Source organism: Streptomyces sp. NBC_00670 (assembly GCF_036226765.1).
GTDB lineage: Bacteria > Actinomycetota > Actinomycetes > Streptomycetales > Streptomycetaceae > Streptomyces.
In genome coordinates this window covers 5,599,929-5,617,108 of sequence record NZ_CP109017.1, presented here as the reverse complement: position 1 = coordinate 5,617,108, position 17,180 = coordinate 5,599,929, and the positions used below count along the sequence as shown (strand labels likewise).

Here is a 17,180-nt window from a genome sequence, read left to right as displayed (position 1 = left end):
CGGGCCGCAGGACCACCGGGAGGCCGGGCTCGCGGAACCGCAGGGCTCGCAGGGCCAACGGGGTGGCGGGGGCGGGTCCGGGCGGCACGACCCCCGTCGCCGTGCCGCCTCGCCCGGTCCTCTCGCTCCGTGCCGTCGCCCGCGCTGCCCGCGCCGCTCCCGGCGCGCGGTCAGTGCTCGCGCGGGGCGGGCACCACACGCTCGACCTCGGGGTGGATCGTGAGCAGCTGGCGCATGGCCACCTCGGCGGCCGCCCCGTCCCCCTCGGCGAGGGCGTCGACGATGCGGGCGTGCTGGGTCAGCGAGGCGTCGTTCGGGCGGTCGCACCCGGTGACCGGACCACCGGAGACCTGCAGGGCGGCGGAGACGATCCCGGAGAGGTGTTCGAGCATGCGGTTCCCGGCGACCTGGATGAGCAGCGTGTGGAACTCGGCGTCGGCGCGCGCGAAGGTCAGCGAGTCCCCCTGCGCCATGGCGTGGCCCATGATCTCGACCATGTCCCCGAGCCGCTGCTGGACGTCCTCCCGGCCGTGCCCGGCGGCGAGCCGGGCGGCGAGCGGCTCGATCGTCCAGCGCAGTTCGCTGAGCTCGCGCCGCTGGTCGTCCCGCTGGGGGCCGAAGGCCCGCCACTCGATGATGTCCGGGTCGAGGAGGTTCCAGTCGCTCACCGGGCGCACCCGCGTGCCCACGTTCGGCCGCGCGCTGACGAGGCCCTTCGCCTCCAGGACGCGAAGCGATTCACGGACGACGGTGCGGGAGACCTCGAACCGCTGGCCGATCTCCTCGGGAACCAGCGGACGGTCCGCCCCCAGGTCACCGGAGACGATCATCTGCCCCAACTGCTGGACGAGTTGGCCGTGCAGCCCGCGGCCCCGACTGCCGGCGGCGCGGCGGCCGACCCGGCCGAGCTCCGCATCGGGGGTCTCCCAGACGGGGGCGCCGACGCGCTCGACGGCGGGGGTCTCGGCGTAGGGATAGCGGTCGAGTTCGCCCGGTCCGGTCAGGCCGGAGTCGGCGGAGCGGGCGGCGGTCATCATGGTCTGCGCAAGGGTAGTCACGGATCCTTTGTCGGCGCTGTCCTCAACTGCCTTGAGGGCTTTGGTGAAAAGCACACGAAAGGGTGATCGCTCACTCCGTCGCAATTGACGCCTTATCGGAAAGAAATGGGCGCTTTGCTGGGAGTTGTGGGCATGGCTGGACGGACGGTTGCGGACCGTCGTCACCGTGCCCTCGTACGCAGCGTCGTGCACACATACGCGCAGAGCAGCGCCCCGAGCGACAACGTCAGCGCTCCGCCGACGGGTTGGGCGACCAGCCGGGCCAGGGCCGCGACGTACCGTTCGCCGCCGAAGGGCCACTGCGGCAGGGTCAGCTCGCGCAGCCGTCCGGCGATTCCGGCCGCTGCCCGGACGGACGGGGCACCGAACACGTGTTGCACGAGGGGGACGACGGCGACGGGGACGGCCAGTACCGCGGCGAGCCCGGCGGTCGTCGAACGGAAGAGGCCCGCGGCGAGGACGCCCGCCCAGGCGCAGCCCACGACGAGCGCGAACCAGCCCGCACCGAGCGAGAGCCAGTTGCCGGGAACCCTGGTGAGCTCCTGTCCGTAGACGAGGTAGAGCACTTCGAGGTCGCAGCCGAGCGCGAGGAAGGCGATGAGCAGCGCGGTGGCCCCGGAGACGAGGAGTTTCGCGGTGAGCAGTCCCAGACGGCGGGGGACGGTGCCGCGGTCCGCGGCCAGGGCGGGGTGGCGGAACTCGTCGCCGAAGGCGATCGCGCCGAGCAGCCCGGCGCCGAGCGCGGCGGGCGGCAGCGGGATCTGCCGTGGCCAGGCCGCCAGCAGACGGTGCTGCGGGGTGTGACCGGTATGGGCGAGCAGGACGGCGACGAGGGCGGAGGTGAGCAGGACGGCGGCGGTGGTGAAGTAGCCGGTGCCCACCCCGGCGGCGCGCCGCAGCTCGTACCGCAGGGGCTGCAGCGGGCTGGGGGCGGGGCGGACGTGGATGAAGCCGGGCAGCGTGGCGGCGGAGTGCGCCGCGGGGTTCTGTGCGTGCGAGCGCGGGCTCGTTTCGGCCGGTTGCTGTGCGCGCGGCCCCCGCGTGCCGTGGACCAGTACGCCAGGACCCCGCCCGCCCGGGCCTCGCACGGCGGGGGGCCGCCGCACGGGCGAGGCGGCCGCTGCCGGGCCGGGCACCGTCGGAGCGGGCGTCGGCCGGTCGGGCGTTGACAGGCTGGGTGTCGGCCGGCCGGCTGCCGGGCGGACGGGCGTTGGGCGACCGGAGGGTTCGGACGTCTCCGCGCCGGACGCCTCCGGGACGTACGCCTCGGGCACGGACCGTGCCCGTGCGGACTGCGTGACGTCGGGCCGCGTCCCGCCGGACCGTTCCGCACTTGACGGAGGCGCGGCAGAGCAGCCCATGTCCCCGACCTCGTCGGCGAGTTGGTGGACGAGGATGCCGTGCCGGAAGGCGGCCTCTCCGACGTCGGCACAGGTGCTGCCGTACACCGACAGCCGGTTGGCCTCCTCCCGCACCACCTCCAGGGAGCGCCGGTCGGTACGCGCCTCCTTGGTGAGCAGCGCCGCGAGCCGGGCGGCGTGCGGACTGCGGACTGCGACCCGCGGGCGCAGCCGGGTTCGGGCGAAGTCGGCCGCGGCCAGGTCGGCGACGACCTTGCCCTCGTTCAGCGCGACGACCCGGTCGGCGTTCCGTGCGGCCTCCTTGGAGTCGCCCGTGGTGAACAGGACGGTGCCGCCCCGTTCCGCGTGGGCCCGCAGCACGCCGTGCAGCCAGCGGCCCTCCCGGGCGGACAGGCCCGCGGCGGGTTCGTCCAGGACGAGGGTGTGGGGGTCGGGGAGCAGGGCGCAGGCGAGGCCGAGGCGTCGGTCGAGGCCGTGCGAGAGGCTGCTGAGGCGTTCCTCGCGCAGGCTGACCAGGCCGACCGCTTCCAGGAGTTCGTCGGCGCGGCGGGCGGGGAGGCCGGTGGCCGCGCACAGCATGCGGAGGTGGCCGCGGACGGTGCGCGCGGGGTGACCGGGGACGTCGCCGAGGAGGGTGCCGACCTCTCGTGCCGGATGGGGGATCTCGTGCAGCGGACGGCCCTTGAAGCGGGCGACGCCGAGTCCCGGCTGGAGTTCGAGCATGAGCCGGAGCACGGTCGTCCGGCCCGCGCCCGGCGCCCCGAGGAGAGCCGTGACACGGCCGGCGCACGCCTCGAAGGAAACGTCGTCGACAGCGGGCGGAAGGTCCTTGCGGGGGTGGCTGGAGAGCCCGAGCACCTGGATCACCCGAAGCAAGATAGCGCTATTTGTCTGTTTTGTCGGGATGTATGGGTTGCGCCACGGACGGGATCACCCGCGGCCCGCCGGCGCCCGCCTGAGGGAACGTCAGGCCTCCGGCCGCAGCATGGGTGGGTTGAGCAGGGTGGCACCTCCGGCCCGGAACAGCTGGGCGGGCCTGCCGCCCTGACGGGTCGTCGTGCCGCCGGTCGGGACGAGGAAGCCCGGGGTGCCGGTGACCTTGCGGTGGAAGTTGCGCGGATCGAGGGCCACGCCCCACACCGCCTCGTAGACGCGGCGCAGCTCCCCGACGGTGAACTCCGGTGGGCAGAACGCGGTCGCCAGGGAGGAGTACTCGATCTTGGAGCGGGCGCGCTCCACGCCGTCGGCGAGGATCCGCGCATGGTCGAAGGCGAGCGGTGCGGCCTGCTCGCCGTCCCTGCCGTAGCCGCCCTGTCGCAGCAGGTCCTCGACGGGGGCCCAGCGGGCGCTGTGGGCGTCGCCGCCCGGGCGCGGGGCCGGCAGATCAGGGGCGAGCGCGAGGTGGGCGACGCTGACGACCCTCATCCGGGGGTCCCGGCCGGGGTCGCCGTAGGTGGCGAGCTGTTCCAGGTGCGCCCCGTTGTCCTGGGCGGGCGCGGACGGGTCGTGGGCCTGGAGCCCGGTCTCCTCGGCCAGCTCGCGCGCCGCCGCCTGCGCCAGGTCCTCGTCGTCCCGTACGAACCCGCCGGGGAGCGCCCAGCGGCCCTGGAAGGGGGACTCCCCCCTGCGGACCGCCAGTGCGCACAGGGAATGGCGGCGCACGGTCAGCACGACCAGGTCCACGGTGACGGCGAAGGGCGGGAAGGCTGACGGGTCGTAGGGCATGCGGTGATCATAGTCGTCTGCCTGACGATAAACACTCCCTTCTCCGGTCGCTCCGACGGCCGGGTCAGGCGCCCAGTTGCAGCCCCTCGGCGGCCTCTTCGACCATGGCGAGGCCGAGGCGGCCGACCCGTACGGAGAAGGGGGCGCCCGCGACCCTCAGTCCCGTGAGGCCGATCTCCCCGAGCGGTGCGCTGCGCACCGGGCGGAGCGTGACCGTCCCCGCCGGTACGTCCGGCCGGACACCGGCGAGCGTGGTCAGCAGCAGCACACCAGCGGCGGCGGCCGTCGCGGCGGGACGGCACGCGGCAGGGTGCGGCAGGGGGCCACCGCCCTCGGTGCGCTGCTCGCCCGCGTACATCTCCGGCAGCCGGTACGCGAAGGCCTCGGCCGCGGCGAGCACACCGCGCAGCAGGGAGCTGGCCTCCTTCTCGTAGCCGGCGGCGGCCAGCCCCGCGACGGCGACCGCCGTCTCCTGGACCCGCACCGCACCGGCGCGGTGACCGAAGGGGTTGTACGCCGTGTCCCTCGCCTCCATTCCGCGCAGTCCCCAGCCGGAGTCCATGGCCGGGCCGCCGAGCAGCCGTGCGACCTGTTCGGTCCGCACCGCGTCGAGCAGACCGGGCGCCGGCGCTCCGGAACCGAGCAGCCCGGTGTCGAGGAGGTGGACGCTGTGGGCGCCGAGGTGCCTCACGGGCCGTCCGTCGGCGGTGCGGGCGGCCGCGGGTCTGCCGCCGGCGCGGTCCTCGATCCAGAAGTGCTCGCGGAACGCGGTTCTGAGCGTGTCCGCCCACTGCCGCAGTTCCGTGCCGCCCGGGCGGCCGTAGGCATCGAGGAGATCGGCTCCCAGCAGTGCCGCGCGGTGGGCGTGGGCCTGCGTCTCGGCGCGCACCGGCCCGCCGGGCAGCGGGTCCGCCAGGAAGCCGCCGTCGCCGACGGTGGTGCGCAGCCAGCGCAGACAGCGCTCGGCGGTGGGCAGCAATTCCCGCGTCCGCCGGTCGGACAGGCCCCAGCGCCGGGCCTCGGCGAGGAGCACTGGGAACAGCAGGGTGGCCTCCGTGGCGGTGCAGCCCGGTGGAAGCCGGGGACCGGCGTCGCGCCGGGGTCCCGGGATCATGCCGGAGCGGGGGCCCGGCCCGGTGAGCTGGGTGCGGGCGAGCGTCCGCAGGGTGCCCAGGGCGAGGCCGGTACCGAGCGGAAGGGTCATCCGCGCGGCCGCCAGCGCCTCGGCGGGTGCCGGTCCGCAGCGCCAGGGCGCCCCGCCCGCGAGGTGCAGGTCGGTGGGGTGCCCGGGGTCGCGGAGCAGCAGGGCGCGCAGGTCCTCGAGGCAGCTCCGCCACAGATGCGTGACGCGGGGGTCGTCGCCGCTCGCCCGGGCGGGGGCGAACGGGCTCGTCGGGGTGCCCGCGGGGGCAGCGCCCGAGCCCGTGCCGTGCGGGCGGACGCGCAGTTCCACCGTCCAGGTGCCGCCCGGTGGCAGCTCGGCCTGCCAGCGCAGCAGGCCCGCGGAGGCGAGGGCGTCGGACGGCGGCGGGTCGGCCGTGACGGCACAGGCGCCCCGCGGGGTGTTCCAGCGCAGGCCGGAGGCGTGGACGTCGGCCGGGAGTTCCGGGCCCGCTTCGCCGGAGGCCACCGTGGCCAGTTCCGCGAGGTCCGTGCCGAGGGCCGCCTCGACGGGCATCCGCAGGGGGCGCACGGCGGAGCTGCGCAGGGTGATCCGTTCCGTGCCGTCCGCGTGCCGGATCCGTTCGACCAGGACGTCGGGATCCGGTCCGGCGGCGGGGGACGTACGGACGGTTCCCACGAACCGCGCCCGGTCGGCGGCGATCGTCCGCGCCTGGACCGCGAGCGGTTCGCACCCGGCCACCCGCAGCCGGCACCGGGAGAGCAGCCGCCGGCCCGCGCGGTAGAAGCCCTCCATGCCCCGGCCGGTCAGCTGCCCGTCCTCCCCGGAGATGACCAGCCCCGGCAGGGCCACGCACATCAGGGCGGTGTGCACCGGGGGCGGCCCCGCCGGTGCGGGTCCGGGCACGGGGCGCCGGGAGCGGAACGCGGGGTTCCCGGGGTGGCGCGGGAGCTCCTCGGGACGTACCGGCGGATCCCCGGGGCGGGACGGGACCGGCATGGACGGGGTGCGCCCGGACGGGACCGGCATGGGCGGGGTCTGCGTGCCCGCGGTGGGATTGCGCGCGCCCGGTCCGCTCCCCTCCGGCGACCGGAGCGAAGCCGGCTCGTCCGGTACGGGCCGGTGGTGGTGCGCAGGGGCGGTCTCGGGAAGGTGCGGGGTCGGCTGGGGCATGCGGCGGCTTCCTCTGCCCCGGGCGCGCGCCCGGGGGCGTCCGGCAGCGGGTGGGTGCTCCGGAGTGTCGGGGGCGGTGTGTCGGCGCGACCCGGCAGCGGGTTCCGCCACTCAGGTGAACGGAAGGGACCTGCCCGGGGTCACGCCCTCGCAGCCGGAATCGGGCGGTGAAGCGCCATGAAGGGGCAGTGAGGCGGCGGGAGAGGACGGTGAGGCGGCGGGAGACGGCGGTGAGGCGGCGGGAGACGGCGGTGAGGCGGCGGAAAGCGGTGGTGAAGCGGCACGAGGGCGGGCGCGGGCTCATTCCTCGGCCCCCGGCTCGTGGGGAACCGCGCTCCCCCGCTCCCGGGTGCGGTCCGCCCGGGCGTCGCGGCGCGGTGCGGCGGCGGGCCGCCGGTTCCCCTCGGCGGCCGGGGCCGGGTCGGCGGGGCGCCTGCGCCGTCCGTCTCCCGGCTTCGCGGTGCGCCGGCCCGGGTGTCCGCCGGCGTCCGCCGCGCGCGTCGTCCGGTGCCGCCGCCGTGCGGTGCGCTCCGGGCGGGGGCCGGTGGTGGACGGGCAGGACGGGGTCCGCGCGAGCCCTCGGGCCGGAGCGGGGGCGCCGGGCTGGAGGGCGACCCCCGCGGGGACGGTCACCCCGTGCTGCTGCGGCGTGCCGGTGCCCGTTCCGGTCGCCGGGCGGGGAGGGGCGGCGTCCGGCCGGTCGTTCTCGCGGCGGTCCCGCTCGCCGCGCAGGCAGTTGCGGATGGTCTCGGGATCCAGGCCCTCGTTGCAGGCCTGGTGGAGAAGGCGGGCGAAGAGGTAGTCGGGATCGGCGCCCATGGCCATGGCCAGTGCCTCGCGGGCCTCCAGTTCGTCGCCCGAGGACCAGGCGACCCAGCCGGCCAGGGTGAGCGGGGCGGCGGCGTGTTCCCGGTAGGAGCCGACGCAGCGGCGGGCCAGGGCGCGCCACAGGCGCAGGGCGGGGGCCGCCTCGTCACCCTCCATCCATGCGGCGGCGCGGTCCCGGGTGGTGCGGTCCTGCAGCCCGAGGATGACGCGGGCCGCTTCCTCGTGTTCGATCAGTTCGTCGTCGCGGGCGTCGGCGGAGGCGGTGTCGGTGACGGTGCCGGCGGCGGAGAGCCGACCGAGGAGTCGCCTGGCCGCTTCCAGGGTCTCCGCCTCGACCTCGTCCCGGGAGCCTCCGTCCAGGATGCGGGGCACGAGGGCCGCGCCGGCCGCGTCGAGGGCCGTCTCCTGCTCCAGGGCCGCCGCGGTCTCCCAGGGCAGGAGCCTGGCCCGCAGTTCCCTGAGGCTTCCCCGGACCTGGATGCCGGCGTACGTCGCGGCCGCCGCCAGGACCGAGGTGCCCGGCAGTCCCATGGGGGTGCCGTCGCCCGGACAGCAGCCCGGGCTCGGGCAGCAGTAGGACCAGAAGCGGCCGTCGGCGATGCAGAGCGCCTCCACCACGGCGACGTCGAGACTGCCGCAGGTCGTGCGCAGCAACTGGGCGAGGGGGCGCAGGCGTTCCATGACGTCCCGTCCCGTCTCCCCACTCGTCGGGTCCTGGACGAGATAGGCGACCATGCTCTCCGGCCGGGCTCCCCTGCACTCGCTCCCGGCGACCAGACCGTGCGCCAGCTGGCGGGCCGCGGCGGCCCAGTCCTCGCGCTGGGCCGGGATGCCCAGGCGGGCCCGGCCGCCGAACCTGCCGCCCCGTTCCCGGTCGTGCAGGGCGACCAGCACGATGCTGTCGTCCGGCCGGTAGCCCAGCAGGTAGGGCAGGGCGTCGGCCAGTTCGGCCGGGGAGCGCAGGGTGACCTGGTTCTCCTGGCCGGCGACGCCGGGGATGCCGTGGCCCGCGTACGTCGTGGGGTCTTCGTCGTGGTTCGTCATGCCGTGACCTTCTCGCGGATTCCCGCATTCCGCTTGGGCCTGTGGATAACTACGATCATGCCCACGCCAGGACTCGGTTCCCGGCCCACCCGGCCCGCCTCCCCGATCCGCTCCGCCGGCCCGCTCCCCCTGTCCACCCGCCCGACGTCCGAGCCGTCGAGTGTCAGTGCCCGGTCGCATACTGACGCCCATGCAGATCTCGGCGTACACACTCAAGCGGGCCTGGCACGAGCTGGCCGTGGGCTCCGACGTCCTCGACGACGCGATGCTCCCGCCCACCGGCGCCTCTCCCGACCAGTACGGGCAGCACATGGGTGAGTCGCACGGTCGTCTCTTCCTGGTCCTGGACGACGACGGCACGGTGCACGGCCGCATCGGCCCCTACCGGGAGGTCTTCGTCACCCAGGACCTGGATCAGGTGCTGTACTTCGCCGCCGAGGACGCGGTCCGCGGCCTGGCCGAGCACATAGCGGCCCGGTCCCCGGGGCGCGGTCCGGTGGCCAATCTCGTCTCCGGGCAGGCCAAGCTGCTGGACCGCGTCAACCCCGCCTGGGGCAACAGATTCCGCAACGGCGGCATGGACGGGGCCGAGCCCTCGGCCCCGTGCGGACGCGACCCGTTGGAGCGCCTCGCCTGGATCGCCGACAGCTGGCGCGAGCAGGACCCCTACACCCACCTCGTCTTCTTCCGCGGCGAGGACATCAGCGCCGAACGGATCGCCCTGCTGTACGGAGCCGACCCCGCGCAGATCTCCGCCGGCACCCGTCTCGCGGATCTGCGCAGCATGGACGGCGGCACCTTCGACCACTGGGACATCGTCTGGAAAACGTGCTGCTTCGGAGAGGCGGGCGGCTGGGCGTTTCTGATGTACCACGAGGCCCCCGGCTTCGGGCCCGGCCCCGAGGCACTCGCCGGCCTCGGCGTCACCGAGACGGTCCACCTGAGCGCCACCTCCGCGAAGGCCATCTACACGTTCACCTACATGCGCGACGGCCACCGCATCGACGACGACTGGGGCGTGCTGGAGCTGATTTGGTACGACCGCGGCCGCGCCCCCTACTTCCGGGGCGGCCAACTCGACTTCCTCAACCAGGCCGTACGCCGCGCCGAACTCGACCACCCCGAACTGATCAGCGAGTTCGAGCTGTACTTCCACGCCCTGGAGGACGCCTTCGGCCTCGAACTGCCCCGGCAGGACATTCAGCGGGGCACGGTCCGGGCCGCGCAGTGGACACGCCCCAGCAGTTGACGGTTCCGCCCCGAGAGCCGGCCGAGGACCACGGCATGCGCCCCCAGCCGCAGCCTGGCGGCGGGCAGCCCACGCGGCCGATCCGGTTAACCGGCCAGAGCCAGGACGAGCGGGAGTACTTGGTCCGCCCCTGCCTGGCGCAGGAGTCGGGCGCCCACCGCCAGGGTCCAGCCGGAGTCGGTGTAGTCGTCGACGAGCAGGACCGGGCCCGGGGTGGCGGCCAGGGCGGCGGCGAGTGCGTCGGGCACGGTGAACGAGTCGGCCAGGGCGCGCAACCGCTGGGCGGAGTTGCTGCGGTGCGCGGCGTGGTCGTCGGCCTGGGGGGTGTGTGCCAGGCTGCCCAGCATGGGGAGCCTGCCGATCCTCGCCACGCCCTCGGCCAAGGTGGCGACCAACTGCGGGCGGGTGCGGGAGGGCAGGGCGACCACGCCCACGGGCCGCGCCGCCGCGTCGGGGGAGCCGCCGGCCCAGCCGCCCGGCGAGCGGGCCCAGTCCGCCAGCACCGTCACGACGGCGTTCAGCACGTCGTCGGGGACCGGCCCGTCCGACGCCTGTGCCGACAGGAGCGGCCGCAGCCGGTTGCCCCAGCCGATGTCCGACAGCCTGCCCAGCGCCCGCCCGGTGGCCGCCTGCCGGCCGACTGGAATACGGCCCTTGAGGTCCATGCCGACCGCGGCCAGCCCCGTCGGCCACATCTTGCGCGGTTCGACCTCGGCCCCCGGCCGGTCCAGCTCACCCGTCGCCGCCGCGAGGGCCGAGGGAGAGACCGCCGCCTCCAGCCACGGCCCGGCGCAGTTGTCGCAGCGACCGCAGGGGACCGCCTTCTCGTCGTCCAGCTGCCGCTGCAGGAACTCCATCCGACAGCCCGCGGTGGCCACGTAGTCCCGCATGGCCTGCTGTTCCGCCGCCCGCTGCTTCGCGACCCACGCATACCGCTCCGCGTCGTACACCCACGGCTGCCCCGTGGCGGTCCAGCCCCCCTTCACGCGCCGCACCGCGCCGTCCACGTCGAGGACCTTCAGCATCGTCTCCAGCCGCGAGCGCCGAAGATCCACCAGCGGCTCCAGCGCCAGCAGCGACAGCGGCCGGCCCGCCTCCTCCAGCACCGCCAGCGTGCGCCGTACCTGCTCCTCGGGCGGGAAGCCCACCGAAGCGAAGTACGCCCAGATCGCCTCGTCCTCCCTGCCCGGCAGCAACAGCACGTCCGCATGGTCCACGCCACGCCCGGCGCGTCCCACCTGCTGGTAGTAGGCGATCGGAGACGAAGGCGACCCCAGGTGCACCACGAAACCCAGATCCGGCTTGTCGAAGCCCATTCCCAGAGCCGACGTGGCGACCAGCGCCTTCACCCTGTTCGCCAGCAGATCCTCCTCCGCCTGCAGCCGGTCGGCGTTCTCCGTCTTCCCCGTGTAGGAAGCCACCGGATATCCACGCTGCCGCAAGAAGGCGGCCACCTCCTCCGCCGCCGCCACCGTCAGCGTGTAGATGATCCCCGAACCCGGCAGGTCCCCGAGCCGCTCCCCCAGCCAGGCCAGCCGATGCGCCGCGTTCGGCAGCTCCAGCACTCCCAGCCGCAGACTCTCCCGGTCCAGCGGTCCACGCAGAACCAGCGCGTCCGCGCCCCCCGTACCCAACTGCTCGGCCACGTCCGCGGTGACCCGGGCGTTGGCGGTCGCGGTGGTGGCCAGCACCGGCACACCGGCCGGCAGCTCCGCCAGCATCGTGCGCAGCCTGCGGTAGTCCGGCCGGAAGTCGTGGCCCCAGTCGGAGATGCAGTGCGCCTCGTCGACGACGAGCAGGCCCGTGGTGGCCGCGAGCCTGGGCAAGACCTGATCGCGGAAATCCACCGAATTGAGGCGTTCGGGGCTTACGAGGAGAACATCGGTTTCGCCGCGCTCGACCTCCCCGTAGATCGTTTCCCACTCCTCCGGGTTGGCCGAGTTGATCGTGCGGGCCCGGATCCCCGCCCGCTCCGCCGCCTCGACCTGGTTGCGCATGAGCGCCAGCAGCGGCGAGATGATCACCGTCGGACCGGAGCCACGCCGTCGCAGCAGAGCGGTGGCGACGAAGTACACCGCCGACTTGCCCCACCCGGTGCGCTGCACCACCAGAGCACGCCGGTGCTCCTCCACCAGGGCCGCCACCGCCTGCCACTGGTCCTCCCGCAACCGGGCCGAGCCTCCCGGGGCGCCGACGAGCTCGGCGAGGACGGCATCGGCTTCGGCGCGGAGTTCCAGGTTGTCCATGGCTCCATGCAACCCGATGACGAAGGCCGCAGGCGAATCCGCTCACCCGTGACGACCGTCTCGCGGGAACGGCCGGCACAGCGCATCCACCGCGACGGGCCGCCGGGGCGCGGAGGTGTTACCGCTGGTCCTGGCCGTGCGGACGTGGCCCACGCATCGCCGGGCGGCTCGCCGGGCACACAGCGGTCAGGGATATAAGGGATGCATCGCCCGAAAACGGTCGGTGATCCCAATTGCTCGTTGCCGCAACCAAGTTCGACAGGAACAATTGGAATCCGCTCCCCGCGTGACCCGTCCGTCGTCCGGCAGGGCTCTGCCGCGGTGTGCGCTCCCCCACCACCGATCCCGCCCGCTGTGTGGGCGCGTAGCCGAAGGGAGGACCGTGACCTTCGGATTCGCTCCGTCCTCGGCGGCGTCGTTGCCGGCCTCCGCCGATCCGTCCACCGCTTCCGCCGCCCCGCCGGCCCGTATGCTCGAACCGGCGGAGTGGGCCGCCGCCGGGATCCCACTGCTGCGCAGCCCCCGGGACGTCGTCAACGGACTGCACGCACTGCACCGGCCCCGGCCCGCCACGGCCGTCGTGGCCGTGCTCGACCCGGACGAACGGCTGTGCGCCAGCGCCTCCTTCGTCCGGCGCGCGACTCCCGCGGACGGCTGGATGTTCCGCAACGCGCTGCTCGCCCAGCTGCGCCGGGTGATCCCGCACGATCTGCGGCGCCGCACTCCCGTACGGACCGCGGTGCTGCTCTACTGCCGCGAGGGGGACGCCCGGTGGACGGAGGAGGACGGTGCGTGGATGTGGGGGCTGCGGGACGCGTGCACGCTGCACGGGTTGCGGTGCGGGGCGTACATCACGCTGACGCGTGACGGGTGGCAGGTGCTCGGTGAGGGGCGTGGGGGACGGCGACCGCACGCGGGCTCCGCGCCGGAGGGGGCGGAGCAGGGGGTGGTGCGGCCGTTGCCGCGTACGGGGGGTGTGGCGTCGGAGGTGATGCGGCGGGCCGCGGCGCGTTGACGTGAGGTCCGGGGGGATTCTCTCGCCCCCGCCGCCCCTGCCCTTCCCGTCCCCGGGGGCTGCGCCCCCGTCCCCTACGGAGCTTCGCTCCGTTTTGCGCAGTTCCCCGCGCCCCTGAAGAAGCAGGCGCGGGGAACCGTGCCGCGTCAGGCTGCGACGCCCAGAACCGTGTTGATCTGTTGCGGGTCGCCGCAGACGATCAGCAGGGCGGCGGCCCTGGTCAGGGCGAGCGGCAGCGCCGTGGCGACCGTCGTGTCGGTGCCGCCGTTGACGGCGACCACGACCACGGGCCGGGGGGCGGCGCGGCCGGCCGCGGAGGCGTCGGCGTAGAAGACGTCGTCACGGGCGTCGTGCTGCGCCCAGTACGACGTCTCGCCGAAGGAGAGTTCGTGCGCGGCCCACGGGTGGAGGTCGCCGGTGGTGATCACCAGCACCTCGTTCGGAGCGCGGCCGCTCTCCAGCAGCAGGTCGACGGCTTCCTCGGCGGCGTCCAGCGCGCCCGCGGCGGAGGCCGGGATCAGCTGGAGCTGCGGAGTGGCCGCGGCATTGGTGGGGTTGGCGGGGTTGACGGACTTGGCGGGAGCCGGTTCGCGCGGGGTGCTGCGCTGCGCCGGCACGGGCCGGTTCGGCCCCGGACGGCCGGGACGCGCCGGGGCCGCGGGACGGGGGCCGGGTACGGGGCGAGGGGTCGGCGCGGTACGGCCGCTGGCCGGGGTGGCGCGGGGACCCTGGGCACTCTCGTGAATCTGAGGCTCCTCGGGAATGAGAGGCATGAGTTGATGTTTATCAAACGCCGGTGCGAGTCGCCCCGGCGGGTGGCACATGAGTGCGACCGGAATCGTCAGAAGTCGAAGCCGAGCTGACCCTCGATCTCCGGAGCGTTTCCGTCCGCCCAGCTGCGGGCCTTCTTGAGATGCCGCCACTGGGGCAGCGCATCAAGATACGCCCACGACAACCGGTGGTACGGGGTGGGCCCCCGGACCTCCAGCGCGGCCCGGTGTACGGGGGACGGATATCCCGCGTTGGCCGCGAAGGCGAAGTCTGCATGGTCGACACCCAGTTCGGCCATCATTTTGTCGCGCTGCACCTTGGCGAGCACCGAGGCCGCCGCGACGGCGACGCAGGACTGGTCGCCCTTGATCACCGTACGGACCTTCCAGGGCGAGCCGAGGTAGTCGTGCTTGCCGTCGAGGATCACCGCGTCGGGCCGGACGGGCAGGGCTTTCAGGGCACGTACCGCGGCCAGTCGCAACGCGGCGGTCATGCCGCGCTCGTCGATCTCCTCCGGAGAGGCGTGGCCGAGCGCGTACGAGGTCACCCACGTCCGCAGTGTCTCGGCGAGTTCCGTGCGCCGCTTGACGGTCAGCAGCTTGGAGTCGGTGAGGCCCTGGGGCGGTCGGCGCAGTCCGGTGACGGCCGCGCAGACGGTGACGGGGCCGGCCCAGGCGCCGCGCCCCACCTCGTCGACACCGGCAATGACCTTCGCTCCGGTCGTGGCGCGCAGGGAGCGCTCGACGGTGTGAGTGGGTGGTTCGTACGGCATGGCGATCTCAGCCTACGACGCCCCCGACCCCGCGCGACACCCCGGTCCGCCCCCGCGCCCGCAAGCGTGTCCAAGCCGCAATCCGCAGGTCGGGGGCGGCGCGGCTCAGGTGCCGTCGGGACGCAGCAGCGGGAGCATCAGCCGGTCGATCATTTCCTCGATGTCCCGTTCGCTCCATTCGCTGTCGCACATCTTGGAGCGGTACATCATCATGGCCGGGATCGCGTCGTAGACGTAGCCGTCGGCCGCGCTCGCCCGTACCTCGCCCCGCTCGATTCCGCGTTTCACGATCTCCCGGAGCAGCCTGCTGGTGGGGTCGAGGACCTTCTCACAGATCAGCACATGGAAGCGCTCGACCTGCACGGTGTCGCATTCGTGAATCACCGAGCGCAGGGCGTGGCCGGAGCGCGAGAACATCGCCTCGCGCGCCCGCAGACACAGGGCGATCAGATCCTCGCGCACGCTGCCCAGGTCGGGTGCCCGGTCGAAGCCGGGCAGGCCGGCCCGCAGCGCGTCGGCGACGAGCTCCTCCTTCGACGACCAGCGGCGGTACACCGCGGCCTTGCCGGTCTGGGCGCCGGCGGCCACGGCCTCCATCGTGAGGTCCCGCCAGCCGACGGTGCTGAGCTGGTCCAGGGTCGCGTCGAGGATCGCGCGCTCGAGGACGACACCGCGCCGGCGCACGGGCGCCGGGCGGGCGGGGGCGTCGGGCCAGTGGGAAGTAGCCATCTGGGGTTCTCCGTTGAGCGGGTGAGCGGGTGAGCGGTTCTCGGACAGCGGCGGGGCGGGGCGGAGCCACGGCGGGCCCGGTCGGGGAGTCCGGGCGCCGGGGGAATCGACGGGGGATGCGGGCCTGACGGGGAGATACGGGTCTGTCGTCCGCGCGCTGTCGGGCAGGACGACGGGAAGCGCGTCCCTCGCGGGGAGCCGCACATCCCGGCGCCGCCCGGGCGCGTGGGGGCGTACAAGCACGGCGGGCGCGCGACGTGGGGCGCGAAGAACGGCGCCGCGCGCCACGAACGTAAGTGAACGCTTGCGTTCACTGTGGCGGGATCACTACCGTAGCTCCCGACAGTGAACGCGAGCGTTCACTAATACTTCTGTGGGGGATCCACCGTGACAACCTCGCCAACCTCTTCAGCCTCTCCATCACTCCACCAACCCAAGCCGGGAGCAGCCCGCCGGGAGGGACACCCCGGCATCGCGCTCGCCGTCATCGCGGCCTGCCAACTCATGGTCGTACTCGATGCGACGATTGTGAACATCGCACTCCCGCACATTCAAGACGCGCTCGAATTCAGCACCACCGACCTGACATGGGTGGTCAGCGCGTACACCCTCACCTTCGGCGGCCTGCTGCTCCTCGGCGGCCGGGCCGGTGACATCCTGGGCCGGCGCCGGGTCTTCATGACCGGCATCCTGCTGTTCACCGCCGCCTCGCTGCTGGGCGGACTGGCCCAGGAGCCCTGGCAACTGCTGGTCGCCCGGGCGCTACAGGGTGTGGGAGGCGCGATAGCGTCGCCCACGTCACTGGCGCTCATCACCACGACCTTCCCCGAAGGGCCCGAGCGGAACCGGGCGTTCGGCGTCTTCGCCGCGGTCTCGGCGGGCGGTGGCGCGATCGGGCTGCTGGCCGGAGGCATGCTCACCGAATGGCTCGACTGGCGCTGGGTGCTCTTCGTCAACGTGCCCATCGGCGTGCTGATCGCCGTGCTGACCCCGATGTACATCAACGAGTCCGAACGCCACCCTGGCCGCTTCGACATAGCCGGCGCGCTCACCTCCACGCTCGGCATGGCGGCACTCGTGTACGGCTTCATCCGGGCGGCCGAGAAGGACTGGCACAACGGCCTCGCCATCGGCTCCTTCGTCGCGGCCGTGGTCCTGCTGCTGGCCTTCGCCTTCATCGAGACGCGGGCCAAGGAACCGATCACTCCCCTGCGGATGTTCGCCGACCGCAACCGCTCCGGCACTTACGTGATCATGCTGAGCCTCGCCGCGGCGATGTTCGGGATGTTCTTCTACATCGTGCTCTTCGTGCAGAACGTGCTCGGGTACAGCCCGATCAAGGCGGGCGTGGCCTTCCTCCCGGTCACCGTCGCGATCGTGATCGGCGCCGGACTGTCGCAGCGGTTCCTGCCGACGCTCGGCCCCAAGCCGTTCATGGTCGTCGGCTCGACGCTGGCGGTGACAGGCCTCGGCTGGCAGACCTTCATCACCCCCGACAGCTCCTACGCGGGCGGTGTGCTGGGGCCGATGCTGGTGTTCGGCTTCGGCATGGGGCTCAACTTCGTGACGCTGACGCTCACCGCGGTCTCCGGGGTCGCACAGCACGAGGCGGGCGCGGCCTCCGGGCTGCTCAACGCGATGCAGCAGGTGGGCGGTTCGCTGGGGCTCGCCATCCTGACCACGGTGTTCGGCACCGCCAGTACGAACGAGGCGGAGAAGCAGCTGCCGAAGTTCCTCGCCAACGGCACGGCGGAACAGAAGGCGGAGTTCGCCAAGTCGCACCAGCTGCCGGCTCCGTGGAGCCACGAGGTGCTGGCGCACGGCATATCCTCGGCGTTCATCCCGGCCGCGGCGATGGCCGTGGTGGGGCTGGCGACGGCGGCACTGGTGATCCGGGTCCGCAAGAGCGACCTGGAGGCGCTGGCCGGTACGGCGGGCCCCGCGGCCGGCTGACCGGGCGGACGGCGGTCGCGGCGGGCGCCCTCACGGCCCCGCCCCCCGTCGCCGCCGGCCCCCATGCCACCGCCGACCCCGCCTCTGTCGCCGCCGCCCGCCGTGTCCGTCGTACGACGGCACCGGGCGACCG

Annotated in this window: 12 protein-coding genes; 3 read left to right on the top strand and 9 right to left on the bottom strand. The window is 73.9% G+C overall.

Annotated features, from left to right (window positions below):
- Positions 1–170 precede the first annotated feature (170 nt).
- The 5 genes from OIE12_RS24935 to OIE12_RS24915 form a co-directional block, all read right to left on the bottom strand.
- On the bottom strand, positions 171–1,058 hold the full coding sequence (locus OIE12_RS24935) for a FadR/GntR family transcriptional regulator (RefSeq protein WP_329138914.1): 888 nt from the start codon (positions 1,056–1,058) through the stop codon (positions 171–173).
- A gap of 161 nt (positions 1,059–1,219) precedes the next feature.
- Positions 1,220–3,286: an ATP-binding cassette domain-containing protein gene (locus OIE12_RS24930; protein WP_329138912.1), complete on the bottom strand. Its 2,067-nt coding sequence runs from the start codon at positions 3,284–3,286 to the stop codon at positions 1,220–1,222.
- A 99-nt stretch (positions 3,287–3,385) separates the two neighbouring features.
- Positions 3,386–4,144, bottom strand: a complete 759-nt coding sequence (locus OIE12_RS24925; protein ID WP_329138910.1) for an NUDIX hydrolase — start codon at positions 4,142–4,144, stop codon at positions 3,386–3,388.
- Positions 4,145–4,208: 64 nt separating this feature from the next.
- Positions 4,209–6,125, bottom strand: coding sequence for a glycogen debranching N-terminal domain-containing protein (locus OIE12_RS24920; protein ID WP_329142191.1), 1,917 nt, complete (start codon positions 6,123–6,125; stop codon positions 4,209–4,211).
- Positions 6,126–6,740: 615 nt separating this feature from the next.
- Positions 6,741–8,312: a DUF4192 domain-containing protein gene (locus tag OIE12_RS24915; RefSeq protein WP_329138908.1), complete on the bottom strand. Its 1,572-nt coding sequence runs from the start codon at positions 8,310–8,312 to the stop codon at positions 6,741–6,743.
- A gap of 190 nt (positions 8,313–8,502) precedes the next feature.
- On the opposite strand from OIE12_RS24915, the gene OIE12_RS24910 reads away from it, so the two are divergent.
- A complete protein-coding gene (locus tag OIE12_RS24910; RefSeq protein WP_329138906.1) occupies positions 8,503–9,561 on the top strand; it encodes a hypothetical protein in 1,059 nt (352 codons plus the stop codon).
- Between the two features lie 86 nt (positions 9,562–9,647).
- Here the strand turns inward: OIE12_RS24910 and OIE12_RS24905 are convergent, their stop codons facing one another.
- Positions 9,648–11,807, bottom strand: coding sequence for a RecQ family ATP-dependent DNA helicase (locus OIE12_RS24905; protein WP_329138904.1), 2,160 nt, complete (start codon positions 11,805–11,807; stop codon positions 9,648–9,650).
- A 382-nt stretch (positions 11,808–12,189) separates the two neighbouring features.
- Here OIE12_RS24905 and OIE12_RS24900 point away from each other — a divergent pair, with 382 nt between their 5' ends.
- Complete coding sequence (locus OIE12_RS24900) at positions 12,190–12,822, top strand: hypothetical protein (protein ID WP_329138902.1); 633 nt, start codon at positions 12,190–12,192, stop codon at positions 12,820–12,822.
- Positions 12,823–12,968: 146 nt separating this feature from the next.
- On the opposite strand, the gene OIE12_RS24895 is transcribed toward OIE12_RS24900, so the two are convergent.
- From OIE12_RS24895 to OIE12_RS24885, 3 genes are all read right to left on the bottom strand, one after another.
- Complete coding sequence (locus tag OIE12_RS24895) at positions 12,969–13,595, bottom strand: hypothetical protein (RefSeq protein ID WP_329138900.1); 627 nt, start codon at positions 13,593–13,595, stop codon at positions 12,969–12,971.
- Between the two features lie 68 nt (positions 13,596–13,663).
- The gene (locus tag OIE12_RS24890; RefSeq protein ID WP_329138898.1) at positions 13,664–14,365 is read right to left on the bottom strand and encodes a ribonuclease HII; all 702 of its coding nucleotides are present in this window, start codon (positions 14,363–14,365) and stop codon (positions 13,664–13,666) included.
- Positions 14,366–14,470: 105 nt separating this feature from the next.
- Positions 14,471–15,094, bottom strand: a complete 624-nt coding sequence (locus OIE12_RS24885; RefSeq protein WP_329138896.1) for a TetR/AcrR family transcriptional regulator — start codon at positions 15,092–15,094, stop codon at positions 14,471–14,473.
- 387 nt (positions 15,095–15,481) lie between these two features.
- Between OIE12_RS24885 and OIE12_RS24880 the strand changes: the two genes are divergently transcribed.
- A complete protein-coding gene (locus tag OIE12_RS24880; protein ID WP_329138894.1) occupies positions 15,482–17,047 on the top strand; it encodes an MFS transporter in 1,566 nt (521 codons plus the stop codon).
- Positions 17,048–17,180 lie beyond the last annotated feature (133 nt).